This is a genomic window from Shewanella sp. SW32, from assembly GCF_025653365.1.
GTDB classification, from domain to species: Bacteria; Pseudomonadota; Gammaproteobacteria; order Enterobacterales; family Shewanellaceae; genus Shewanella; species Shewanella oncorhynchi.
The window spans coordinates 1-25774 of record NZ_JAKKSJ010000034.1 but is presented as its reverse complement, the minus strand read 5'-3'; the positions used below and the strand labels follow the sequence as shown (position 1 = coordinate 25774).

Below are 25774 nucleotides of genomic sequence, written 5' to 3'. Positions count from 1 at the left end.
ACCATGTATTCTAGGAAGTATTTTAAAATACTTATCGACCAGTAAACTTTATATAATAAAGTTACTACGAATAGCATGATGACTATGTGATCTAAGCCCAACGGCGCTTTTGCATTTTAAAAGTGTGTGGTTTAATGCAGTAAATCTATAGTTCTCATTCTTTAGTTATTAGATATTACCAGCCTAGCTGTAAATAAATTATTTGCAGATGAGCTAGTAAAAGTCCAACCCAGTTGATTAGCGAGACGTTTCACCAGTAAAAGCCCTAAACCAAATCCATGACGGCCCTTACTATTGTAGGAATTGGTTATTTCTATACAACAAGCATCTTGAGTAATGCGAATATCCATCCCACCATGCTCAATACTATTCCTTAATAAATTGCTTAATATTATTTTTAGCGGATGAAGCTGAACTGGCAAGCAAGTATCGTCACACAATAATTGAATTTTTTGCTCATAACCATGTGCCCGTTGCTGCTCCTCGATAATACTGGCAAGTAAAGGCGATAATGCTACGTTTTCCTTTTCTAGGTTTGAACACTCTTTATTAGTTAACCATAGTAGGGTTTCAATGAGTGACTTCATTTGATTGGTCGCTTGGGAAGCATACAGAGTTGCCCCCGTAAGCTCACCTTGTTGTAATGCGAGGATTTCAAATGAAGATTGGCATATGGCGACTGGCGTACGTAACTCATGGCTAGCAAAGCGTAAAAAATTGAGTTCTCGCTGCTGAGCCTCCTGAAGTTGTAAAATCGAGTTATCTAAAGCATCAACAATTGCCTTTAATTCAGCATATTCTTGTTCTGGTAAACTCAGTTTTCCTCCTCCTTCCCAATCATGTTGTTTAATCGCATGACTAATTTGATGAACAGGCGTAATCACTTTGCTTTGCATATAAAACGCTAAACTTGCACTGGCACAAAAGGTTATCAAGACAAGCAGCAAGATCGCCGTCATATTTTTAGGGGCAAATTGCAAATCATGGGTAACACTAAACTGCAGCCAAACGTAGAGCGGCTGGCCAGTTTGGGTGTAGTACACACTTAACGCGTTAACAATGGGACCTTCTGCATGCTCATAGTGAATTGTGCTCGCATCAGTTAAGACTTCATTGTTACTTAACTCACGAATTTGCAGCGGAATATCTCGCCAATGAGGATAGACAGTTAAGTTATCGGTTTTTAGAAGTGGTTGATGAAGTAATGATTGCTGAGTTGGCTCCGCCAGCTTCAGTAATGCTTCGGCCGCTTGCCCTGCATTGTGCATTGTGACCTCATGCATAGAAATCATACCGGCACACATCATGCAAAGCGGGATAAAACTATTCACGCCTAAGGTTATTAATAGAAAAATAACTCCCCACACTTGATAGCTACGCTTGAGGCTAAGTTTAGGCGCTTGCATTGATATCATCTCTAAGGCTTAAACCAACGCCACGAATCGTATGTAATATTTGCCGTTCAAAGGGGCGATCGATCACTCGACGTAAAAGATGAATATGGCTGCGCAAGCTGTCACTATCAGGTACGCTGTCGGGCCAAAGCATTCGCTCTATCTCTTCTCTACTCACCGTTTCTGGACTACGCCTAGCTAATAAAGCCAGGATCTGCCATCCGGTTTTAGACAAAGCCAGCTGTTGCCCTTGCCGATACACCATGTGGTTTGCAAAATCGATTTCTAGGTCGCCAATAGTCAACCTTTGGGGCGCGGGACGACGCTGAGCAACCACCTTCAATCGCGCGACTAGTTCCTCCATTGCAAATGGTTTTACTAAATAATCGTCCGCGCCCACAGCAAACCCACTCAAGCGATCATTCAGACCACTACGTGCAGTTAACATGATTACTGGTGAGGTAATGCACTGTGCTTTCCAGCGTTCACACGCTTCAATCCCATCACCATCCGGCAAATTTAGATCGAGAATAATAGCGTCGAACTGCTGCTGACTAATGAGCATATCCGCTTGTGCCAGGTTGAAAGCGTAATCGCACTCTATGCCACTCAATTCAAGATATTGAATGATGTTGTTAGAGAGAAGCCGATTATCTTCAACCAGTAATATCAACATATTTAAATCAACTCATATTGATGGGCTAAATGGATTAAATTTGCTCTATTTGTAGCCCCAAATTTCTTACGCATGGATTCCATATGATATTCAACTCCTCTGACACTTATCGGGAGCTGAGTTGAAATTTCGTCGTTTTGAAGACCGTTTGCGACCATAAGTAGGATATCTCTCGCATTATCTTTAAGCAGAGAGCTTTGTAGAAATGGATTGAACAATTGTTTATTACATTCAAAAAGCTTGTTTTGAGCTTCCTTTAAAGTGTCTGCCAATCCCTCTAACACCACCTCCGAAGCACTAAGATGGCTAAGTAGTATAAACCGGCCTGTCCAATGACGATTAGAGTGGCATGAGATGGGCCAGCTCAAAACACTTTGAATATTATGCTTACTAAACAATAGGCTGGTCTTATCATTTTTTTCACTCGTGAATCTATACATATAAGATTTTGAAGTATCCAATGAAAAACCAAAATTGAAATCATGGGAGGCTATCTGATTTAAATAAAAACGCTGTAATTCAGCCATAACAGGGGAAGAAGCTATGCTGGCGATAGGTTTTCTTAGTGCCGTAGGAGAGAACAGATTGGTATCTTTTGGAAAGTGATAATTTTCATACGCACAATGTGGAACTCCTTGAAACCAGAAACCACAAAAACCATGTAGCTTCAAAGAGTAGTTTATCGCCTGAATAACGTCCTTCAGCGTTGATGCAGTATCTGCATTTGATCGCGCCAGTTTAGCGTCCATAAATACCCTCCAAACGAAATAACATAGAAAGGTATCTCAATACAAAAAATAAACAAAACCCATTGATACAGATACTTACATCTTGTCGCAAAATTAAAACTTATTCATTTTTACGCAGTATTTTTGACATAATTTTGACATACACAAAGATATAATGGAGCAATGCTTTTAACCTTTTTAAATATCATCCAACAAGCCTGGCGCCTCTGCCCTTGCCAAACACCATACTTGAACATGCACATAACGTGCTTCGAATAAGCGAGCAATTTCAGAGACTGTAGTGCCGGTGGTCACCACATCATCCACCAATGCAACACGCTGGAACGCAAAATCATCCGCTAACATAAAGGCATCATGTAAGTTGCGTCGTCGCTGTGCACCCGAAAGCCCCGCCTGCGATCGAGTGTCTTGTTGGCGCGTTAACCCTTCGCTCACTAACGGCAGTTGCAAGAGCTGTGATAACTCATGGGCAATTAACCACGCCTGATTAAATCCCCGTTGTTGTAAGCGTTTTGGATGCAATGGGACTGGCACTATCGCTTGAGGCAGCGAGATTAATCCTTGCTGTTCTAATACCTTAATGCGTGCCACTAAGGCGCTACACAGCACGGGCAAAGCGGCAAGTTGACCTTGATATTTAATCGCACCAACCCAAGCACCCAAACCTTGATGATAACTACAAGGCGCAATGACTTTACGTGGCTGGCGCTTTTGGCATTCACCGCAATAATCGACTTCTATTTGCATCGACTTACCGCAACCTAAGCAAATAGGCCCATGATATAAGCCAGATTGAAGACAAACGGCGCAAATGCCAGTCTCGGGAAGTGATATGGATTGGTGGCACAGCAGGCAACGGTTAGGTAAACTGCCCGCCAACCACCTTGTACCGAGTTGATAGCCTAAACGCATTATCCGCAAAGCAGATTGCGGCCAAATCCTTTTGACAAAGTGCGGCATACATTCACCTAATCCATTTTTGAGGCACTCAAGTGAGCCAAGTCACATCCACAAACCAAGCAAATTTGCATATTGAAATCAGCGGCCAAGGGCCAGATCTGGTGATGCTTCACGGTTGGGGAGTGAATAGCGCTGTGTTTACGCCATTACATGAGTCACTGTCTCAGTATAGGGTGCACTATGTAGACTTGCCGGGCTTCGGCCATAGCCAAATGGTTGAAGGTGGCCTATCAACCTGGGTCGATACCTTAGTCGCTGCATTACCTGAACACGCTATTTGGGCCGGCTGGTCACTCGGTGGGCTCGTTGCGACTCAGGCAGCGTTAAGTTATCCACAAAAAATCAAAGGCTTGATTACTATTGCCTCATCCCCTTGCTTTATGGCAAGGGAAGACGAAGCATGGCCGGGCATTCCGCCACAAGTCCTTCATCAATTTAGAGAACAACTCGGCCAAAATTTACCTAAAACTATAGAGAGATTTCTGGCGATTCAAGCCATGGGTAGCGAAACCGCCAAGGAAGACATCAAACAACTGCGCGATCTTGTCCTCGCACGTCCTTTACCCAATACCAGAGCCTTAACTCAAGGCCTAAATATGCTAACCGACGTCGACTTAAGGCAGCAACTGATAGAGTTGCAACAACCTTGGCTAAGGATCTGGGGCCGACTCGACGGGCTAGTGCCCAAACGCGTACCACCTAAAATGCCCATCACAGCTCAAAGTGTGGATGTGATGCTCGCCAAAGCCTCTCACGCGCCCTTTATTTCCCATCAGCAGGAGTTTTTGCAGGTATTTATGCCTTGGTTAACGTTACAGACACGTTAACGCTTTATCTTTGAGCAATTAATGACTAGTATTTAACCATTAATGTGCCAAGGAATTTTCCATGTTAGTTGTCAGTAACTACCCCCAAGTCCCGCTAGCGACCAGTAATGTCGCGACGGACTCGGCTCGGGTCGACAACCAACTGAAACCTGTGGTCATCCCACCACAAGCGGCAACTAAAGGTCACGAAGAACGCGCCTTTAATCCACAGAATGAACGCACAGCGGATCAAGCTCAACAACAGGCGAAAACGCTCGAGCATAATCAGCAGCAAGTTCAAGAAAAACAGCAGCAACAGCAATCCTCACAGCAACAGAACCAACAACAGCAAGAGAAAAAAGCGCCCCTTGTCGTGGCCGAGCGTGTTTTACCTAAAACGCTAAAAATTGCAGCAAGAGGCCAAGCGGCGCTGCAACGTAAGGATATACGCTTAAAGGTCAGTCAAGGTGCAACAAGTTATGCCAGTAGTAGCGCTAAAGCGAATACCAGCAGTACGGCAAGGCAATCGCTTCAAGGCGAATCGAGTCAATTTTATCAACAACTCGGGCAGCGTATTGGTCAGTTTTATCAGCAGCAGACTCAGCCAGAACAAGAATCAGCCATGTCGACGTGGATTTAACCTATTCCAATCGTATGAATCCGTTTGCGCACAAAATTAACCTGAGTGATAAACAAAAATGCCGCTAAAAATAGCGGCATTTTTTATGCTGTTTAACGCTTATTTAGGCAAACGATACAGCTCTTGCTGGTAGGCCAAACTGCCCCATAATGCCCAACTTAAGGCTTTCTTCTCTAGCGCGGCAGCAGCGGGTGGATGAGGCGTTAACTGCTCGTTTTTTTCATTATATTCGAAACCCTGTGCCTCTTTCTCTGGTTGCAGAATGACCACATCTTTACCTTCCATCAGCGCAAAGTTTTTATCGTATTGCATCAGAGCACGCCCTGGCCAATCATCGCTGACCTGAGTTAAGTCACGGCCCAGCATAGGGTAAGAGTCAGATATTCCAATCAAGGATAATAAAGTCGGCGGCAAGTCAATTTGGCTCACAATACGATGATCGCGTTTTGGCGTTAGATTATCCCCAAGAATTAATCCCGGAATACGAAAACGCGATACTGGCACCAGATCCGCACCACCCACTCGACTGTCATGGTCGGCAACCACGATAAAAATCGTATCTTTCCAATAGTCTGCGTTTTTCGCCAATTTGAAAAACTCACCAACCGCATAGTCAGCATATTTCGCCGCATTGTTGCGAGTTTGCTTAGGTTGTTCATAAAGTTCGATACGATCATCTGGGAATTCAAATGGATCATGGTTGCTCGAACTAAACACTAAACTAAAGAAAGGCTTACCTTCGCTATGCAGACGCTCAAACTCACTGTTGGCCTTGCGCATTAAATCTTCGTCTGACGCGCCCCACGAGCCCACGAAGGCCGGAGATTTGTAATCTTTCTGATCTATGATGTCACTAAAGCCGTTGCCCAAGAAGAAGCTACGCATATTGTCGAAATGACTTTCGCCACCATAAATAAACTGCGTGGTATATCCATGATTTTTAAGTAATTCAGCAATACTGAAAAAGCCAACTTGGCTCTTACCTAGCTTCACCACAGCGCGAGCTGGCGTTGGCGTAAAACCTGTTGTCACGGCTTCGATTCCGCGTACAGATCGTGTACCAGTAGCGTACAAGTTATCGAAATACCAACCTTCTTTAGACAAAGCATCGATATTCGGTGTCAGGGGTAACCCACCTAAACTGCCGACAAATCGTGCGCCTAAGCTCTCTTGCAGTAGGATCACTAAGTTCTTTGGCTTACCAGTATAACTGGCTTGGTTAAAGCTCAGTGATGGGATATCCGTTGAAGTAAAGGCACTTTCAGGGCGACCACTTTCCTGCCTAATCGTTGCAATAACCTCCGCGTTATCTAGCTTGCCATACACTTTAGAAGCATCTTCTTCACTATCCATCTGCTTGATGGCAAACACCAAGGAATAAGCAGAGTTAATAACTAAAGAGTTCACTAATGGATCGTCAGCAAAGGCCACCAGAGCGGGGTTAAGCGGACGATGACCCAAGGTTGAACGGGCACCTAATATCGTAATTGCGATAACGATTAACGCTAATACTGGACGCCAATACCAGCGTGGAAAGCGCAGGTTTCTCGTCAGTTTACCGCTGAGAACCCAACCGCCCCAGAGTGTACCTATGGTTAATAATATTGAGAAAATAAGCTCAAGCTTACGACCCGCCCACAGCATAGAAAGCACTTCTTTCGGGTAGATCAGATATTCCACATACAAACGATTCGGACGAAAACCGTATTCTTCAATAAAAGCGGGGGTCGATGCTTCTAAAAAGAGCATGATCCACAGACCGACGGTTAACCACACCCGTAAAATCGGCTGCCATAGACGGCCAATAAAATGATCACCTGAAAATAATGCGGTTCCTAAGGCAGCAATACCCCATAACCAGCACAGGGTAGCGATATCGACGCGTAAACCTTGGATTAAGAGATGCGACCAACCATCAACAGCGGCCACGCGATCGGCTTGCCACAGCCCTAAAGCGATACGGCTCGCGGTGGCAATGAAAAGCACTAATAACGAAAAGATAAAGATGGCGCGAAAAGGCCCATGGGCATTGTTTCGCCCGCGAGGTGATAAACCAGATTGCATGTGTTACCCCAAAACGTGTAAAAAGAGCCACTCTGCTTTGGAGTGTCAATTTGAAAAATCGGTGAATAAGCTGTGCTATGACAACCGATTTTGCTTAACGTTGCATTAAATGCCGACTTTATATTCCCTAAGACGACATTTATGCAACAATTTTGTGAGTAACAGGTTAAAAAGTCGACTCGGACATGACGTATGTCCGAGTATTAACATTACAGCGTCTACTTTTTCAGCTTAGCGAAGGCATCAGCAAAGGCATTGCCCATGGCCGCGTTTGCTGGCGCTTTAGGTGCTTGCTTTTGCGCAGGACGCGCAGCCGGTTTCGCTGACTGCGGTGTTTTACCATGATTAGTTCTGGCAGGATTGTGCGGTCTTTGCTGCGGCTTACTTTGGTCGATAGCTTCATCCAAACGCATGCTCAAACCGATGCGGCGGCGCTCAACGTCAACTTCCATCACTTTGACTTTCACCACATCTCCCGCTTTCACCACAGTGTGCGGGTCGCTGATGAACTTGTCGGTTAGAGAAGAGATATGCACGAGTCCATCTTGATGTACGCCAATATCAACGAAGGCACCAAAATTAGTCACGTTGGTCACTACGCCTTCGAGTACCATTTCAGGTTTCAGATGTTTAAGTTCTTCAACACCATCTTTAAACTTGGCGGTTTTGAACTCACCGCGGGGATCGCGTCCTGGCTTATCCAGTTCTGCTAAAATATCTGTGACCGTCGGCAAACCAAATTCCGCCGTAATAAACTCTTCTGCCTTGATGCTGCGCAGCAAATCAGAGTTACCCATCAGGCTCGCCAACTCTACTTGCTTAGTCTTAGCGATAGTTTCCACTAGCGAATAAGCCTCTGGATGCACAGACGAGGCATCGAGTGGATTGTCCCCTTCTCGAATACGCAAAAAGCCCGCCGCTTGCTCGTAGGCTTTAGGCCCTAAACGCGGCACTTTCAGCAGCTCTTTACGATTCTTAAACTGACCATTGGCATCGCGATAATCGACCACGTTTTTCGCTAACGTCTTATTTAAACCTGCCACTTGTGACAATAACGGCACAGAGGCCATGTTGAGATCTACACCCACGCCGTTTACACAATCTTCCACCACGGCTTCCAGCGAACCCGATAATTGGCTTTGACTCACATCGTGTTGATATTGACCGACACCGATAGACTTAGGCTCAATCTTCACCAACTCGGCTAATGGATCTTGCAAGCGGCGGGCGATAGACACAGCGCCACGAATCGACACATCAAGATCAGGAAACTCCAACGCCGCCAATTCCGATGCAGAATACACAGACGCGCCCGCCTCACTGACCATCACTTTGGTCAAATGTGGATGGGTATCTTTCACTTCGGCAATCAGCTCAGCGGCCAGCTTGTCAGTTTCCCGTGATGCAGTGCCGTTACCAATCGCAATCAGCTCAACCTTATGCATTTTGACTAAGTTAGCCAAAGTACGGATCGACTTTTCCCACAGATTTTGCGGTGCGTGTGGGAAAATAGTCGCATGGCACAACAACTTACCTGTGTTATCGACCACTGCTACTTTAACACCGGTACGTAAACCAGGATCGAGTCCCATGGTGGCTTTCGCACCCGCAGGAGCGGCCATCAATAAATCACCTAGATTACGGGCGAAAACTTTAATCGCTTCGGCTTCAGCGCGTTCGCGCATTTGCGAAATAAACTCAGTTTCCATCTGCAGGGCAATCTTAATACGCCATGTCGCCGTCACCACAGTTTTCAACCATTGATCAACGCTACTATCACCTAATTTCAGCCCTAAATGATCACAGATAATCACTTCGCAGTAACTACCTTGGCCCGCTTCAGCGGCTGGGTCGGCATTCATAGATAAGGTTAAGAAACCTTCATTACGCCCACGCAGCATAGCCAGTGCACGGTGTGATGGGATCTTAGCTAACTGTTCTGTATGCTCAAAATAATCGCGGAACTTCGCGCCGTCTTTCTCTTTGCCAGCAATTAAACGGCTTTCTAACACACTGTTTTGGCTTAAATGCTCACGCACTTTACGCAGTAATTCAGCGTCTTCGGCGTAGCGCTCCATCAGGATATAACGCGCACCTTCGAGCACAGCTTTAACATCGGCAAAACCCGCTTCGCTATTGATATAACCCGCCGCTGTAGTCTCGACATCTAGGCTACGATCAACCAGTAAGGCATCGGCTAATGGCTCAAGCCCAGCTTCGATAGCGATTTGGCCTTTAGTGCGGCGCTTAGGTTTGAAGGGCAGGTATAAATCTTCGAGACGTGTCTTACTGTCTGCCTCGTCAATCGCCCTTTGTAATTCTGGCGTTAACTTACCCTGAGCTTGGATGCTAGACAGGATCACTTGGCGTCTGTCGTTCAGCTCACGCAGGTAACCTAAACGTGTGTACAAGGTACGCAGTTGCGTATCGTCTAATCCGCCCGTGGCTTCTTTACGGTAGCGGGCAACGAAGGGAACTGTCGCACCATCGTCAAGCAGAGTGATGGTTGCGGCAACTTGTTGCTCACGAACATTCAGTTCTTGAGCGATAATCTGAGCGATGTTATGTGCATTAGTTTGCATAAATAAAGTGTCGTGCCTAACTGTAAAGTAAGTCGTTATTGCGCCAAAGATACCACAGGCGCCCCATATGTTTCATGCTAAAGCCTAAGTCAAATCAGAGTCTTTGATCTTTCCCCGTTATGCCATGGTGACCGCAGCGGTTGTCACGGCGGCAACCCTGTCGCTAATCTGCCTCGCTGGCGAGAGTGGTTTCAAAAGGAGTGTAACGGATCTGATTGATATACCACTCTTTTGGACCCGATGGCGTTTGCACTACCACCTCATCGTCCACTTGCTTGCCGATTAAGGCACGCGCCATGGGCGAGTCGATGGTGATGTAGCCCAATTTGGTATCGAGTTCATCTTTACCGACGATCCGATAACGCACGCGATCACCCGCTTCATTTTCAAGCTCAAACCAAGCGCCGAAGAATATTTTACCTTCCTGCTGCGGTGAGTAATCGACGATTTTTAACTCTTCCAGCCGCTTAACTAAGTACCTGACTCGGCCGTCAATTTGTCTTAACAAACGCTTGTTGTAAGTGTAATCAGCGTTTTCACTACGGTCGCCCTGCGCCGCCGCCTCTTGGACTTTAAGGGTGATTTGCGGCCGATATTCCTTCCACAAATACTTCAATTCTTTATCTAAAGTTTGCCACCCCTGACGGGTGATCAAATGCGCTTTCATACTCATTACTCAATCGTTGGATTAAACGACCACAATTGATGCGGGATAATATATTGGACTGATGATACTCAGACTGGACGCTAAAGTTAACTCACTAAATCATCTCTGTGCATAATGGCTTTTAAATCACCTCTTTTGCTTATGCCAATTTAGTTACAATTTCAGCTATAGCGTGAATAAACGCGAGTATTCCCATGCAATTTCATTTGCTTAGTATTAACATTGGGCAATCAATGTCAGCATTTATCGCATTCAAGTTACTAAGGTGAGCTAGTCGCCTTGGTTGAATGCGGCTATATTAGGCAGATTCGTTTTCAATTTCAGCCAGTTGGTTAATCTTAACTGTTTCTCGTCAGTAGAATAAGCACCAATCTGAGCAATTAAAGGACATCCCATGGGACAAGAAACCTCGAAAATCCTCGTCGTCGATGATGATATGCGCCTGCGAGCGTTACTCGAGCGTTACCTGATGGAGCAAGGTTATCAGGTGCGCAGCGCGGCCAATGCCGAGCAGATGGACCGCCTATTAGAACGCGAAAACTTCCATTTACTCGTGCTCGACTTGATGTTGCCCGGTGAAGATGGCCTGTCTATCTGTCGCAGGCTGCGCCAGCAAGGTAACCCTATTCCTATCGTGATGCTGACGGCCAAGGGCGATGAAGTCGACCGCATTATTGGTTTAGAGTTGGGCGCTGACGATTATCTACCAAAACCTTTCAATCCACGGGAATTACTTGCGCGGATCAAAGCCGTGATGCGTCGCCAAACCCAAGATGTGCCCGGTGCGCCAGCCCAGCAGGAAGCACAGATTAGCTTCGGTGAGTTCTCGCTGGATTTAGCGACCCGTGAGATGTACCACGGCGACGAATCCATCGCACTCACTAGCGGTGAGTTTGCCGTACTTAAAGTGCTCGTCACCCATCCACGCGAGCCCTTGTCTCGGGATAAGTTGATGAACCTCGCCCGTGGCCGCGATTATTCGGCGCTAGAACGCTCCATCGACGTGCAAGTGTCACGTCTGCGCCGCTTAATCGAAAAAGATCCCGCGAATCCTCGCTACATTCAAACGGTTTGGGGTTTAGGTTATGTATTTGTACCCGATGGTGCCGCGCGTCGATGAGCCGCGCTGCCATCTTAGTCTCCTGCGGTTATTGAGCCCACGATGAAACCTAAGTTTTGGTGGCGGTTTGTTCCTCGCAGCGCATTTAGTCAAACCGTGATGCTGATTGGTTGCCTATTACTGATCAATCAGCTGGTGTCTTACGTCACGGTCGCCGTCTATGTACTTAAGCCAAGTTACCAACAAATCAATCAGTTAATCGCTCGCCAAGTCAAATTGCTGTTTGTCGATGGCATAGATATTGGCCGCGAACACTTAACCATAGTCGATGCCCTTAATGCCAAAGTCCACGACGATGGCATGAAAATCTACAATCAACAGCAAGCGCATGAAGCGGGTATTGAGCAAGCCACTTACTATGGTTTCTGGTCATCGCAGATGTCGGAATATCTCGGCGGCGACGCCGAAGTGCGCGTCACCCATGGCAGCGTATTACAGATTTGGATCCGTCCACCACAAGCGCCCTCGATTTGGATAAAAGTGCCACTTATCGGCCAAAATGTTTCAGATCTTTCGCCACTCACCCTTTATTTAATGGTGATTGGCGCACTTAGTGTCGCTGGGGGATGGTGGTTTGCTCGCCAGCAAAACCGCCCACTTAGGCGACTACAAAAAGCCGCGATTTCAGTCTCCCGCGGTGAATTTCCCGATCCCTTGCCGCTAAAAGGTTCGAGTGAAATTGTCGAAGTTACCAATGCTTTCAACCAGATGGCGAACAGCATGAAGCAACTGGAGCAGGACAGAGCGCTATTGATGGCGGGGATCTCCCACGACTTGCGCACGCCGCTCACCCGTATTCGCCTCGCCTCTGAGATGATGGTAGAGGAAGATCAATATCTTAAAGATGGCATAGTCAATGATATCGAAGATATGGACGCCATCATCAGCCAGTTTATTGCGTATATTCGCCAAGATCAGGAAACCAGCCGTGAGCTAGGCCAAATCAATAAACTTATTCAAGATGTCGCTCAAGCAGAAGCCAATCGCGCTGGTGAAATTGAAGTGCAGTTAATTGACTGCCCCGAAGCACAATTTCAAGCGATTGCCATTAAACGGGTACTGAGCAACTTAGTCGAAAATGCCTTTCGCTATGGTTCTGGCTGGATCCGCATTAGCTCGCAGTTCGATGGCAAGCGTATCGGTTTTAGTGTTGAAGATAATGGACCAGGGATCGATGAGTCGCAAATTACCAAACTATTTCAACCTTTTACCCAAGGTGATATCGCCCGTGGTAGTGTTGGTTCGGGCCTAGGCCTCGCCATTATCAAACGGATTATTGATAGACACCAAGGGCAAATTACCCTCTCCAACCGCGCCGAAGGCGGTTTAAGAGCCCAAGTGTGGCTGCCGCTGGAATAACGCGAGATCACATATTTGCAAATCAAATGACAACGCTGACATCCAAGTGGCTACTTGTCATATTAATGTCACCTTAAATTCATAAACTCAGCACAGTTACTGGCTCTGACCATTATGAAGATTGCAAAATGAAAATTTCAACGCTGTCGCTTTCTGCTTCTGCCCTGTTGTTATTGCTCGCGGGATTGCTAGCAGCCGTAGTGCTGTGGAGCAGTGATCAGCGGCAACAAATTGAGCAGCAAACACTTACATTACAAGCTATTCAGCAGGATTTTCTCGTCGGCGTACGCCGCGATCTCGACGGCTATCTCGCCAGCGGCAACTCTAGCCAACTTGAACAAGCTAAAACTAAACTCAGCGCCATTAAGAACCAGCTCACAGAGCTTAATCTCGCCACCATGGGCGCTACCGATAATGACTTGCAAGCAAGTCTAAGTAGCTTCATTCAAGATTTAGATACCAAGTACCGCGCAGCGGGTAAACTCGCTGGCAACCCTAGGCAACTGCTGGCCCACGCCGAATCTGAAATGCTCGACTACAACCGTCGTCTGGGCAGCTATGCCGATAAAGGCTTAGCCACAAATGCGGCGGTCGCCGAACAATATCTGCAATTGAGCCGCGATTTACCTTCTATCGTCTACCAACTTTCCCAGCTGACCGATGGCTATCTGATCGGCAAAAATCAGCAACTCAAGGGCATTTTAGACAGCACCAGCAAAGAGCTTAATACGTGGCACGACGCCCTCAGCGCACTGCCGTTAATCGGCGTATATGAACAGCAAGAAGCCGATGAATTTGCACTCGGTGCCAGCGAACCGGAACAAATTGAAATAGGCGAGAGTGACCGCAGTGAACTGCTCAGTCTCGCCAATCGATATAACAAAGAAGTCGCCAATACGCACCAATTGCTGCAAACCAACCAAGAGATGCAAGATCAACTCATTCATGCGATTAGCAATGTGGAACAACAGCTTATTGGTTTAGGTGAGGCTCAGGCTGCAAAGAACCAGCAGCTGAAATATGAGTTACAGCTAATCCTCTACACTATGGTTTCCATCATGGCCTTGTTTGCGATTGGTTATTTAATCCTGCAGCAAAATCGCGTCGTCAAACCGCTAAAACGTCTCAACCAAGCTTTTATGAAATTAAGCGAATCGAACAGCCGCGAGCGTTTAGACATTAATCGTCGCTGCGAGACGGGCCAAATAGCAGGTCATTTCAACCAGTTACTGCACAGGTTTGAACAGGAAGACGAGGCACAGCGCCAGCAAATCACTAAGGTTTCTCAATCATTAAGCCAACTGGTGGCGCGCATTACTCAGCTATCACAACACACAGAGCACACCCAAACGATTGTGGCCGATACGCAAACACAGACCGAGCATATCCGCAGCCTCGCCAATGAGGTGAGCCACACTTCGGCACTTGTGGAAGACAGCGCCGCCGAAACCATGCGCCAAATGCAGTCGAGTCAAGCACAAGCCGAGGCGGTATTGAGCGCGACCGAGCAAACACAAACCGCGGTCGGTCTGTGCCATTCGTCCCTTGAAAGCCTAAATAACTCAGTGACGGATGTATCGAAAATCATTGATGTGATTGGCAATATTGCCGAGCAAACTAACTTACTCGCCCTTAATGCTGCCATCGAAGCTGCGCGGGCTGGCGAGCAAGGTCGCGGCTTTGCCGTGGTGGCCGATGAAGTGCGAAATTTAAGTCAGCGCACCCAAGTGTCCTTAAACGAAATCGTGAAGATTCTGCAGCAACTGACCCAATCGAATCATGCTCTCAGTGAGAGTGTCGATGGCATAGCAGAGGCGACAAGCAGCCAAAAACAGCGCGCTCAAAGCCTATGGCAAGTGGCGCAAACAGTGCAAAATCAAGCAAGTGAAATGGCTAATACCGCCAAAAAAGGCTCGCTAAATGCCAAAGAGCAAGTCGATTATCTCGATGAATTTGTTCGCACTATGGATAGTTTAAAAGAACAAGCGCAAACCAGTTCACAGCAGAGTGAGGTCATCGCCCAAGAAGTACAGCAGAGTGTAGAAGATATTGAAACCAGCTTGGGGATTGGGCAAAGCCAAATAAACCGTGCGGCCTAAAACCGCACGTTTATTCACTTAATTTTTCTATTTGTGTTTAATCGTCGATTCGGCAATTATGGATATTAGAGCCATCGAACTGACATTCGACATCAACCCATTTGCCTTCAAATGGCGTTAATGAAGCATCAGTCGCTTGATAGCCCCACAAGGTCTTTTGCATCACTAAACCCGACAAATCAAGCTCATTGCTTCGCACTTCAAGGTCAACTTCTTTCACTAACCACTGGTTGTCTGCGAGTTCAACTCCTTCTATTTGAATCCATTTTTGGTCAAGTGTCGCTAAGGTTAAACCGTCATCGAATTGAGTTCTGGCATCAATATCAAATGTAAATCCATTAATTTGTAGCTGATTATTGGTAGTCAGTGTCGCCAGACCTTCTAGCTCGAACTTTTTACCTAAGGTTGGAGGTATTCCACCATTATCATGTGATGTTTCAAATTCAACTTCTCTGGCCCATAAACCCTGCGGCATTGATTGAATATCTACATCGACTAACTTGCCTTCAACCAAGTTAGCTTGCTTGCCATCTTCAAATTGAGTATTTGTAGTGACATAGAGTCGAGTACGGGCATTAAGCTCAAACTGCGTTTTATCTTGGTTGACCCAAGTAATAGTCCCTTCTAGCTCCATATCGTTAAAAGACGCCGTATCTTCCACCTCGACTTCAGAGGCCAAAAATGAAGCACCACTTTGCTGGCCTTCCACTTCAACCCATGCGCCTTCCTGTAAGCTGCCTTCTAAACGTGCGTTGGCATAATTAATCACTGCCGAACCGATATTGAATTGTTGCGCAGTCTTATTTAATCCAGAGACACGTCCCTCGATTTCAGCAAACGCAAAATTGGGGATAAGGTTTAAAGAATTAACCTGCCATTCTCCCATTACCGTTGGATAACCATTTACCGCCACCCAATCGCCTACTTTATACTGGGTCGCGTCCGCTGGTTTAACGACTAAATTAATCCCATTAACGGCAATAGTATTTTGATTAACGGAACTGATTTCACCCACAAGGCTTGGATCTAATATGACATTTTTAGCCTGTTGGCCTTCACTATCAATTTTGACCCTCATCCCCATTTGAATGGCATTAACCTCTAACGGCTGTTGACCATAGTGAATCTTAGCATTAGCGATATTTACGCTATATCCGTTGACAGTAATCGAATTATTGTCAGAAGCAATATTTGTTACTGTACCGTTGATTTTTGCGGGTAACGTAGGTTGTGGAACGATAGGATCGGGTTTAGAGGTATCTGTTGATGAATCATTACCACCGCAACCTGCCAGCAAAATGGCCGTAATACAGACTAAGAGTTTATTCATTTTCTTCCCTATTATGTCTTGTTAAATCAGTGCTGGGCATCTTAGTATGAAGATCGTCAAGCAAATGTGAAGAAATGAATTAACCTATGAAAGTATTAATTGTTGATGATAATCATGATGTTATTGAAACAATCATGGATTATTTAACCCTAGAGGGGATTATTGCCGACTGTGCATATCACGGGGAAAGTGCAATCAATTTAATTCAACAAAACCATTACGATGTCATCATAATGGATATTATGATGCCAAAATTAGACGGTATTAATACGGTCAAAAAACTGCGTGAAGAAATTTATTGTAATACACCGATTATATTTTTAACCGCCAAAGATAGTCTGCAGGATAAAATTGATTCTTTTACATCAGGTGGGGATGATTTTTTAAATAAACCTTTCGCGATGGAAGAATTATGCTTACGACTACATTCACTGCATAATCGTGGCCCACGTTTAGATGTGGGTATTTTGCGCTTCAGTGATATCAGTTTAAATTTGCAAACCCATCAAGTTACCCGTGCTGGTAAAGAAATTAAGCTCAGTAAAATTCAGCGCACCATTCTTTCACTGTTACTAAAACATGCGCCCGCTATCGTGAGTAAAGAGCAATTGGTAGATACAGTATGGGGAGATGATGCTCCTTCGAGTGACTCACTTCGCAGCCACATATACAGCTTACGCAGTGCACTCGATAAAGGTTTTTCAGACTCAAAATTAGAGACTATCCATGGCCAAGGTTACCGACTTATCCCCTGAGCATTTTCCGAGTTTATATAAAAAAATCCGCCTCACTTTTTTAGTATTAACTAGCTTGATGTTTGCCATTTTTTGGAGCCTCATTTATATCGCCGAAGAACAAATTGAGAAGATTAGCCTCGAGCAAACGCTGGCCACAGAGACTCGCGAATATCTAAAGAATTATCAAAGGTTTGGTGATAAAGCACAGCTCCCCGATATCAATGAATTGAAAACATATTGGAGCAAAGAGTTTGTACCAGCTTGGCTGCAACCTTATCAAAATACCGGATTTTACGAACACCAACTGGGTGACGAAGATAAACATTTTTTGATATCCGCTCATCCTTCTGGGCAAGGGCTGTTGTATGTGGTTTATAAGGATGACGCGGACGATTTCCTTGATAGCTATGAAGATAGAATGCACATTTTGATCTCTATTATGGGGATCGGTTTGCTCCTGTTTATCATGGCGTATGGATTGTATTTTGTACGTCTGCTATCCAGTCCACTCGCTGAGATTGAAAATAAAATCAATCAACTATCACCCAAAAGACCGACATCAACACCGAGTACTTCATACCGTGAAACCCGCCAGATTGAGCAAACCCTATTAAGCAACAAAGCTAAAATTGCCGCCTACTTCACTCGGGAACAAGAATTTAGCCGTTTTGCCTCCCATGAGCTACGCACGCCCATTATGGTGATCCAAGGTTCAGTAGAATTGCTCAAAAAAATCCCCAATGCGGCAACCGAGGCTCAACAATTAATGGTCAAAAAAGCCATTACACGTATTGATTACGCAGGGCATCAAATGAAAACGCTCACCGAGGCCTTTTTACTTCTCGGAAAAGAAGACATTGAATCCCAGCACTACAGCCAAATTGATTTAGCACCACGCCTTGAACACATTTTAGCTGAGATGGCACAGCACTTTGCCAAGCAAGAAATCACCTACAGCTTAACGCTTAAAGATTGCTTGAGCATCAAGGCGCCACTGAGCTTTATTGACATAGTGATAGGTAATTTAATTAAAAATGCTTTCAATTACAGTGCCGGAAACATTGAAATTACGATGCAAAGCAACCAATTATGGATACTGAATCCACTAAGTACTCAAAGTACTGATACTTCAGGCTATGGCTGCGGATTAATTATTATTGAACGTATTTGCGAGCGAATGGGCTGGGCATTTTCAACCCAAAACGATGGTGCTAGCTATCAGGCTTATGTTCAGTTTATAGATAATACCCATTAACTGAAGTTAGCTTGAATAAATGACCTCGTTTTAGCAAATTCTGAGTTGCAAACCCAATCTTCACAACCGCTTCACGCTTGTCTTGGCACTATGCTCGCAACACTGTAATAGCCATTGAGGCTGAGTTACATAAAACCATAGAAAGGACAAACAGATGAATAAAATGACTCTTACCGTTTTCGCAATGGCACTTTCATTCACGACTATGGCCAGCCAAGCAGGCTTTCAACCTACAACGGGTGAGCCTCAAATACAGGGCGGCTTCCAAGGACCGAGCGCAAGACAAGTGATTCATGATGTAGTGAGCGCGCTCAATGCCAGTGATGACGCCCAAATTGAGTTAACGGGCCATATCATTTCTTCCATTGGACACGATGATTATATTTTCCGTGACGCTACGGGTGATATTAAGGTCGAAATTGATGATGATTTATGGCGCGGCAACACAGTAACACCTGAGACTCAGGTCATTATTCGTGGTGAAGTGGATAAAGATTGGTCTGAAGTGACCATAGATGCAGACAACATTCAAATCGTACAATAAATTGATTTAGTTAAAGCCAGCCAATGAATGGCTGGCTTTGGTCACATCCAAACGTCATGTCTTAAATACGCTTAGATAGCAGCCAAAACAACTTCAGCTTTACTGGCTTCAAAAGCCTTTGGCTCTTCTACATTCAGTAGAGTCACTACACCATTATCGATGATCATGGCGTAACGTTGTGAACGCACGCCACCAAAACCGGCAGTATCCATCTCCAAACCTAAGGCTTTAGTAAAGCTGGCATCGCCATCGGCTAACATCATTAATTCAGAGGCATTTTGTGCTTCGCCCCACGCTTTCATCACAAAGGCATCGTTCACAGCAACACAGGCAATCAAATCCACGCCTTTCGCTTTAAATTGATCGGCTAATACCACATAGCCAGGTAAATGCGCTTCTGAACACGTTGGAGTAAAAGCACCTGGCACTGCAAACAATACGACTTTTTTACCCGCGAACAATTCGGTAACTTGGTGATTCACCATGCCATCTTTAGTCAGTTGACCTAATGTGGCAGCAGGTAATGTTTGACCTTGAGCAATCATGTCTTTCTCCATTTAGTTAAAATAACTCATCCATACTAGCCCTATTTACCGCAGATAAACACCGAGAGAAATAAGGGCGATTAGGCTCGAGTTCGATTCAACCGCAGCCCCGTACACAAACTAAGACATAACAAACCTAATACTGAGAAGGCGCCGCCACTTTCCTCAACAACGATAATGTCGGGCTCTCTGTCTCGATCGCTACTCTCCAATGGCAGCGCATACAAACTATCGGTCTCATCGGCGCTAATGGTCGCAACAATATCGCTGTAACCCACTTCATACACATCAATCAACACATCATAGTGATCCGTCGCATAACCCGTGTAGAGCGTGGTCAATACTTCGTAATCGTCCTGTGTCGAATCGCCGTAAATGGTAAATACGTCTGTGGTGTAATAATGCACCCAAGGGCCACCATCACGACTGAGATAAAGCTCGGCAAATAAATCAGCTCTTTCATTAAGATATGCACCATTGACATCAACGTCGAAGGTCACGCTAAACGTTTGATAAAACCCATCGTAATCAAAGTCTTCAAACAAACGACTGCTGACATCAAAAATCGAAAAGCTGTGATACACAGGTGCGCGGTAGGGATCTTCACTGGTCGCGCTCGAACTCGGAATCCCTTGGCTCGCATGTTTCGCTGTTACTTGCTCACGCGTCATCGGCGAGGCGCCCATAAGTTGCACTCGGTTTGCCGTCGGCGCTTTGGATGATAAGGCTGGCGCCAAGGATTTCACGGCCGCAGCGGCGACGTCAGTGACATTTTTTGCGGGCGCGGCTTGTTGTAACAAAGCTAAGGCTTGTTGTTCCTGCTCGGCAGCTTGCTCGCTATTTTCTGCTTTTTTAGCAATGCCAACGCTGGCTGCAGTAAATGGCGTTAAGCTTTGCGATGACTCCAGTTCGCGGGGCTGAGCGCTAGCGACAGATGACGCTAAAAACAGCGCAGCAATAGCCGTTGCCATAAACAGCTTAACATTAACTGTGGCTGCCATATCTTGCTTATTGAGTGTGTTCATCTTGAATATCCTATGGATAACCCGTTCAAATTGGAGCTATTAAAGTGCAATGAAGGTGAACATAAGCTGAACATCAACGCTCACTGTTCTCAGCCAGAAGATACGTTCAGCCCGAGTTCATCTGGAATGGGTAACACTCACAAAACTTAAACGATACAAGCGCGAGCATAGAGATAGACTCGCCAACAGAACTTCAGTTCTGTCACGAATAACAAAATAACTGTCAGAGTTAATTTTGAAGGAATTGTGCCAACCAATTGGCTGATCTCTATGTGTTTGTTAAGGTGATGAGGTATTCTTAGTCGACTCGATAAGTTATCCATCTCACTCATTAACTTAAGATCGCTGAACATTGCGGGTACCCGATATGAAACTTGGTTTGACCTTGGCCCTAATCACTTGCTTATCAGCCTCCTTTGGTAGCATAGCAGGTAATGATAGACATGATGATCGTAATCAGCCTCGTAACCAAGGTGCGAAGAATGAGCAGCGCCGTCTAGCGGTCAATAGCCCTGATCAAGCGGTGGCAATGGCGCAACGACAATTTCAAGGCAAAGTATTGAGCGTACAATCCAGCGGATCAGGATATCGTATTAAAATCCTCAATAATGATGGCCAAGTATTTTCTGTTTCAGTAGATGCCGCAACGGGCCGAGTCTCAAGGAACTAACGATGCGATTGTTACTAGTTGAAGATGATATAGAACTACAGACTAACTTAAAGCAACATCTGCTCGATGCCCATTACAGTATCGATGTGGCGAGTGATGGTGAAGAAGGCTTATTTCAAGCGCTCGAATACAACTATGATGCAGCAATTATCGATGTAGGTTTACCTAAACTCGATGGTATCGCCTTGATCCGTAGCGTGCGTGAACAAAAACGCGACTTTCCTATCCTGATTTTAACCGCAAGGGACAGTTGGCAAGATAAGGTTGAAGGACTCGATGCCGGTGCCGACGACTATCTGACGAAACCTTTCCATCCCCAAGAACTCATCGCACGACTAAAAGCCCTGATCCGTCGCTCCGCCGGTAAGGCCAGCCCCCTGATCTACAACGGCCCCTTTAGCCTTAACACCAGCAGTCTAGAAGTACGTAAAGGCGAAGAACTGGTTAACCTCAGCGGCTCTGAATACAAGTTATTCGAATTTTTTATGTTGCATCAAGGCGAAGTCAAATCAAAAACCGTCCTCACAGAGCACATCTACGATCAGGATTTTGATTTAGATTCTAACGTCATCGAAGTCTTTATCCGCCGGTTACGCAAAAAACTCGACCCAGATAATCAATACAACTTAATTGAAACTCTGCGCGGCCAAGGTTATCGCCTAAAAGCGTTAACGTCCGGGCAAGCAGCCGATGAGTAAACGCGCCATGGCGTGGCAAGTGTTGAACTCCCTAAAAGCACGCTTAGTTGCCAGCGCGCTATTATTTATCTTAGTGTTATTACCTTTGATCGGCGTTGCCTTAAACGATGCCTTTACTGAACAAGTTAAAAGCGCAACCAAGAATGAACTCAGTGCCTATGTCTATTCGATTCTCGCGGTGACTGAAGTCGAAAACAAACAAATCTCCATCCCAGAGTTAGTGTTAGAGAATCGTTTTAACCTCATTCAATCAGGGCTGTATGCCATTGCAACCACTGAAGACGCCAGCGGCAAACAAGATATAGTGTGGCATTCGCAATCTTTTATGGGGATTACGCCACCGCCACATTTTACCATCCCAGCCACGGGTCAAAGCGCATTTGAGCAAATTGAGCTCGCCGATCAACTCCATTTGATTTATAGCTTTAGTGTCAGTTTTGCCAGCCAAAATCAAAACGTGCCAGTGACAATCCACATCATTAAAGATGAGCGAGAATTTCAGCAGCAAATTGATCAGTTTAATCAACAGCTTTGGACTTGGCTGCTGATCTTAATGTTAGTCATGTTAGTGTTTCAATTGAGTTGGTTACTGTGGACGTTGCGGCCTTTAGCACGCTTTACCCAAGAGCTACATTCCGTCGAGCAAGGTAAGTCGATGCAGCTAAGTAGCCAATACCCCACTGAATTACAAGCGGTTGCTCGGCAGCTCAATATTTTGCTCAATACCGAACAAACCCAACGAAAACGCTATCGTAATGCCTTGGCCGACCTAGCCCATAGCCTCAAAACACCACTGGCGGTGATCAAGAGTCAGGCCGACTTAAGCGAATCCTCTAGTGAGCAAGTATCAGTGATCAGCCGGATCATTGGCCACCAGCTAAAACGCGCCCAAACCGCAGCGGCGGCCTCGTGGCATTTAGGTATTCGTGTCGATGAAGTCGCCGCTAAGTTATTACGCACATTAGCTAAAATTTATCGAGAGCCACAAATCAATCTCAGCGGCGAGATGGTAGAACACGCAGTATTCAAGGGGGATGAAGCAGATCTGACTGAAATTCTAGGCAATTTACTCGACAACGCCTGTAAAGCCGCGAAGTCTACGGTGACATTAACGGTCACAGGCGATGCCTATCAACTGCTAATCTGTATCGAAGATGATGGCCCAGGGATCAGTGAAGCCCTGCAAAATCAAATCTTTGAACGTGGTATTCGCGCAGACTCCTACCTTCAAGGTAATGGTATTGGGCTTGCTATCGTGCGCGATTTAGTCGACAGCTATAACGGCAGAATTTCTGTGTCTCGTTCAGAAACCTTAGGTGGTGCCAAATTTAGCATCAGCTTTGCACACTCAGTTTAAGTCTTTATTTTCAATGCGATAGATTTATTACTTCTCTTAAAACTTGGCTATAAATAAATATTTAACCGCAAAACACTTTCAGCTTATGTTCATATTCACACGCCTAATATGCCCATAACATCCTCGAACAGGATTATTGGAGCAAACCATGAACAGACTACATCGATGGAATTGGCTAGTGTTAACGGCGGCATTAGTGGCCTTACCTTTCACTACCACAGCACAGGCTGCGGGCATATCTGCGAGCCAAGGATCGAGCACAGCGGCAAGCCAAGCCGAACTCGAACAAATGCTGGCGCCTATTGCCCTGTATCCCGATAGCTTATTGACCCACATACTTATTGCCTCAACTTATCCACTCGAAATAGTGCAGGCACAGCGTTGGTTAACCCAACGCCCCAAATCATCGATCGACCAAATTATGTCGCAAGCCGAAGATCAGGACTGGGACCCGAGCGTCAAAGCCTTGCTGGCCTTCCCGACTCTGCTGCAAAAAATGAGTGAAGATCTCGAATGGACTCAAAGACTCGGTGAAGCCTTCTTAGAAGATGAAGGCCAAGTGATGAACAGCATTCAGTCCCTTAGACAACAGGCTGATAAAGCGAATAGCTTAGCGGACATGGATAACATGGCAATTACCCGCGCCAACAATCAGATCATCATAGAACCCGCTAAGCGAGAAATCGTCTACGTCCCCTATTACGATCCACGCGTGGTTTACGGCACATGGCGTTGGGGTGTGGCTTATCCACCTGTATATTGGGAATTTGGCGGCTATGCTGGCTATCCCTATCGTCCGAGTCATAACCATTTCTACTGGTCACCGGGCATCCATATTTCCTTTAACTACTTCTTCAGTTCGTTCCACTGGCACAACCATAAAGTGGTGGTGATCGACTATCGCCATTCACACCGATATCGCCCACGGGAAAGATACAGTGTTAGCCATGGCGCACAACCTTGGAAACATAAACCCGAACATAGACGCGGCGTGAGTTATCACAATCCAGTGGTGAAACAACGCTATTACCGTGATGATAAATATCGCGGCAGAGATTCACACTCAAGCGGCAGTAAACAGCACTTCAATAGCCAATATTCGAAGTCTAAAGAACGCCAAGATACCCATAGTAATCTGGGTAATATGAGTAATCAGGGCAATAAAAGTCGTGATAATAAAGACTATCACAACGTCAGCCGTGAACGTGATAACCACACACCGAGTTATCAGAAAACGCAAGCCGAGTTAAAGGAACGTCGATCCGCGACTATGGTACAAACGCCGACTCACAAGGAGCGTAATGACGCGCAATCAAGACCCGTGGAGTCAAAACCAATGCCATCGAAGGAGTCTCAGCAAAGGCAATATCAAACTCGGGAGTCACAGCCGCGTAATATCGAACAACAAAGGGCACAGTCTCAAAGGCAAGAAAAACCAAGAACTATGACGCCACGACCTGAAACAAGACGTACAGAGCCACAACGGATTGAACAACCAAGACAAGCGGCGCCTAGACAACACGAAGAAGTGAGAGTGAGACAAAGTGAGCCACGCCAAAATGCGCAAACCGCTCGCTCGGTAGAACATAACCAAGGTCGATCAACTCAAAATCAAGAACGCCGTCATAGGGAATAACAAGATATAAACTGAAAACGAGTGCCCAGAAGACTCACCCTCTTACTGGGCATTTTTATGGATTATTTATCTGTAACATCACCTCACAAAGGCAACTTCCTCCAGAGTTAATATCCTAAATATATCTCATATTCCAAAATGAACTACAAATAACAATTTTAATAACCAAATTTGTAGATATAGTCAGAGTGCGAGTCAAACTGGCTTCATCCGGTCGTCATTTGGCTCTCTTATAAACTCACATCTTGGAGGATGAAATATGGCAACCTTATTAATTGTGCCAGGGTTTGGTGGTAGCGGCCCTTTACATTGGCAAAGTTGGATTGCACAAAAATATGAATCAGCTATATGGGTCAATAACTTACCACTATTGGAGCCTAAGATTCATATCTGGGCCAATACCATTTGCCGCGCAATCGATCAAATCGAAGGTGAAATCCTGATCCTCGCCCACAGTTTTGGCTGTTTAGCGACAAGCTTGGCAATTGCTCGTCACCCACAGCGGGTAGCTGCAGCTATTTTAGTCGCGCCAGCATCCCCAGCACGATTTTCAGAGAATGGACACATTCTGCCTGAACACGATGGCACTAAAACGATCAAACACTTGTTGCCAAAACATATATGGACCCATCCGGTTTGCAAGACATTCGATATCAATTTTGAGAAGAGTTCATTGCACCCATATATTCGGCCTCTTATTGAGGGATTCCTCTGGCCCTGATGGATATTTGCTTCTACTGTCCTTATCATCCCTGCGGCTTCATCAGAGCCTGTGTTTTCGTAAGGTTTTTAGTAGATCAGTCTGACTGTCTCATCATCAAATCAAGTGTCTTAGCAACTTGCTGGTTGGTTAATCGTTAA

General features: G+C 45.6%; 23 protein-coding genes. 13 read left to right on the top strand and 10 right to left on the bottom strand.

What is annotated here, in order from left to right:
- Positions 1 to 161: 161 nt before the first annotated feature.
- The 4 genes from L5M28_RS18395 to L5M28_RS18380 form a co-directional block, all read right to left on the bottom strand.
- Positions 162 to 1406, bottom strand: coding sequence for a sensor histidine kinase (locus tag L5M28_RS18395; protein ID WP_263204134.1), 1245 nt, complete (start codon positions 1404 to 1406; stop codon positions 162 to 164).
- Positions 1393 to 2070 (bottom strand): response regulator transcription factor, encoded by a 678-nt coding sequence (locus L5M28_RS18390; protein ID WP_263204133.1) that lies wholly within the window; start codon positions 2068 to 2070, stop codon positions 1393 to 1395. Before L5M28_RS18390 ends, L5M28_RS18395 begins: the two co-directional genes overlap by 14 nt.
- A 2-nt stretch (positions 2071 to 2072) precedes the next feature.
- On the bottom strand, positions 2073 to 2819 hold the full coding sequence (locus tag L5M28_RS18385) for a helix-turn-helix transcriptional regulator (protein WP_173248236.1): 747 nt from the start codon (positions 2817 to 2819) through the stop codon (positions 2073 to 2075).
- 177 nt (positions 2820 to 2996) lie between these two features.
- The gene (locus L5M28_RS18380) at positions 2997 to 3779 is read right to left on the bottom strand and encodes a ComF family protein (RefSeq protein ID WP_263141465.1); all 783 of its coding nucleotides are present in this window, start codon (positions 3777 to 3779) and stop codon (positions 2997 to 2999) included.
- 32 nt (positions 3780 to 3811) lie between these two features.
- Here L5M28_RS18380 and bioH point away from each other — a divergent pair, with 32 nt between their 5' ends.
- Positions 3812 to 4606 (top strand): pimeloyl-ACP methyl ester esterase BioH, encoded by a 795-nt coding sequence (gene bioH, locus L5M28_RS18375; protein WP_263204132.1) that lies wholly within the window; start codon positions 3812 to 3814, stop codon positions 4604 to 4606.
- A 61-nt stretch (positions 4607 to 4667) separates the two neighbouring features.
- Positions 4668 to 5225: a hypothetical protein gene (locus tag L5M28_RS18370; RefSeq protein WP_263204131.1), complete on the top strand. Its 558-nt coding sequence runs from the start codon at positions 4668 to 4670 to the stop codon at positions 5223 to 5225.
- Between the two features lie 99 nt (positions 5226 to 5324).
- Here the strand turns inward: L5M28_RS18370 and L5M28_RS18365 are convergent, their stop codons facing one another.
- The 3 genes from L5M28_RS18365 to greB all read right to left on the bottom strand — a co-directional run bounded on the left by L5M28_RS18365 (position 5325) and on the right by greB (position 10538).
- Complete coding sequence (locus L5M28_RS18365; protein WP_263204130.1) at positions 5325 to 7289, bottom strand: LTA synthase family protein; 1965 nt, start codon at positions 7287 to 7289, stop codon at positions 5325 to 5327.
- A gap of 218 nt (positions 7290 to 7507) precedes the next feature.
- Positions 7508 to 9871, bottom strand: coding sequence for a Tex family protein (locus L5M28_RS18360; protein ID WP_263204129.1), 2364 nt, complete (start codon positions 9869 to 9871; stop codon positions 7508 to 7510).
- A 163-nt stretch (positions 9872 to 10034) separates the two neighbouring features.
- Complete coding sequence (gene greB / locus L5M28_RS18355) at positions 10035 to 10538, bottom strand: transcription elongation factor GreB (RefSeq protein ID WP_006079584.1); 504 nt, start codon at positions 10536 to 10538, stop codon at positions 10035 to 10037.
- A 394-nt stretch (positions 10539 to 10932) separates the two neighbouring features.
- Between greB and ompR the strand changes: the two genes are divergently transcribed.
- The 3 genes from ompR (at position 10933) to L5M28_RS18340 (ending at position 15116) form a co-directional block, all read left to right on the top strand.
- Entirely contained in the window at positions 10933 to 11658 is a 726-nt protein-coding gene (ompR, locus tag L5M28_RS18350; RefSeq protein WP_006079507.1) for a two-component system response regulator OmpR, read from the top strand.
- Between the two features lie 42 nt (positions 11659 to 11700).
- The gene (envZ, locus tag L5M28_RS18345; protein ID WP_263204128.1) at positions 11701 to 13017 is read left to right on the top strand and encodes a two-component system sensor histidine kinase EnvZ; all 1317 of its coding nucleotides are present in this window, start codon (positions 11701 to 11703) and stop codon (positions 13015 to 13017) included.
- A gap of 128 nt (positions 13018 to 13145) precedes the next feature.
- Entirely contained in the window at positions 13146 to 15116 is a 1971-nt protein-coding gene (locus L5M28_RS18340) for a methyl-accepting chemotaxis protein (RefSeq protein ID WP_263204127.1), read from the top strand.
- A 37-nt stretch (positions 15117 to 15153) separates the two neighbouring features.
- On the opposite strand, the gene L5M28_RS18335 is transcribed toward L5M28_RS18340, so the two are convergent.
- A complete protein-coding gene (locus tag L5M28_RS18335; RefSeq protein WP_263204126.1) occupies positions 15154 to 16446 on the bottom strand; it encodes a DUF5666 domain-containing protein in 1293 nt (430 codons plus the stop codon).
- 86 nt (positions 16447 to 16532) lie between these two features.
- Here L5M28_RS18335 and L5M28_RS18330 point away from each other — a divergent pair, with 86 nt between their 5' ends.
- The 3 genes from L5M28_RS18330 to L5M28_RS18320 all read left to right on the top strand — a co-directional run bounded on the left by L5M28_RS18330 (position 16533) and on the right by L5M28_RS18320 (position 18982).
- Complete coding sequence (locus L5M28_RS18330) at positions 16533 to 17201, top strand: response regulator transcription factor (protein ID WP_131525518.1); 669 nt, start codon at positions 16533 to 16535, stop codon at positions 17199 to 17201.
- On the top strand, positions 17173 to 18438 hold the full coding sequence (locus L5M28_RS18325; protein ID WP_263204125.1) for a sensor histidine kinase: 1266 nt from the start codon (positions 17173 to 17175) through the stop codon (positions 18436 to 18438). The genes L5M28_RS18330 and L5M28_RS18325 overlap by 29 nt, the downstream gene beginning before the upstream one ends.
- A gap of 154 nt (positions 18439 to 18592) precedes the next feature.
- The gene (locus tag L5M28_RS18320; protein WP_113940229.1) at positions 18593 to 18982 is read left to right on the top strand and encodes a YgiW/YdeI family stress tolerance OB fold protein; all 390 of its coding nucleotides are present in this window, start codon (positions 18593 to 18595) and stop codon (positions 18980 to 18982) included.
- A gap of 71 nt (positions 18983 to 19053) precedes the next feature.
- Here the strand turns inward: L5M28_RS18320 and L5M28_RS18315 are convergent, their stop codons facing one another.
- Together L5M28_RS18315 and L5M28_RS18310 are read right to left on the bottom strand one after the other, a co-directional pair.
- Positions 19054 to 19527: a peroxiredoxin gene (locus tag L5M28_RS18315; RefSeq protein ID WP_113940228.1), complete on the bottom strand. Its 474-nt coding sequence runs from the start codon at positions 19525 to 19527 to the stop codon at positions 19054 to 19056.
- An 80-nt stretch (positions 19528 to 19607) separates the two neighbouring features.
- Positions 19608 to 20552: a choice-of-anchor H family protein gene (locus tag L5M28_RS18310; RefSeq protein WP_263204124.1), complete on the bottom strand. Its 945-nt coding sequence runs from the start codon at positions 20550 to 20552 to the stop codon at positions 19608 to 19610.
- A 367-nt stretch (positions 20553 to 20919) separates the two neighbouring features.
- Here L5M28_RS18310 and L5M28_RS18305 point away from each other — a divergent pair, with 367 nt between their 5' ends.
- The 5 genes from L5M28_RS18305 (at position 20920) to L5M28_RS18285 (ending at position 25634) form a co-directional block, all read left to right on the top strand.
- Entirely contained in the window at positions 20920 to 21222 is a 303-nt protein-coding gene (locus L5M28_RS18305) for a PepSY domain-containing protein (protein ID WP_263204123.1), read from the top strand.
- A 2-nt stretch (positions 21223 to 21224) separates the two neighbouring features.
- The gene (locus L5M28_RS18300) at positions 21225 to 21920 is read left to right on the top strand and encodes a response regulator transcription factor (protein ID WP_105250672.1); all 696 of its coding nucleotides are present in this window, start codon (positions 21225 to 21227) and stop codon (positions 21918 to 21920) included.
- The gene (locus L5M28_RS18295; protein WP_105250673.1) at positions 21913 to 23277 is read left to right on the top strand and encodes an ATP-binding protein; all 1365 of its coding nucleotides are present in this window, start codon (positions 21913 to 21915) and stop codon (positions 23275 to 23277) included. Before L5M28_RS18300 ends, L5M28_RS18295 begins: the two co-directional genes overlap by 8 nt.
- 148 nt (positions 23278 to 23425) lie before the next feature.
- Positions 23426 to 24913, top strand: a complete 1488-nt coding sequence (locus L5M28_RS18290; RefSeq protein ID WP_263204122.1) for a DUF3300 domain-containing protein — start codon at positions 23426 to 23428, stop codon at positions 24911 to 24913.
- Positions 24914 to 25172: 259 nt separating this feature from the next.
- Positions 25173 to 25634: an alpha/beta hydrolase gene (locus tag L5M28_RS18285; protein ID WP_263204121.1), complete on the top strand. Its 462-nt coding sequence runs from the start codon at positions 25173 to 25175 to the stop codon at positions 25632 to 25634.
- Positions 25635 to 25774 lie beyond the last annotated feature (140 nt).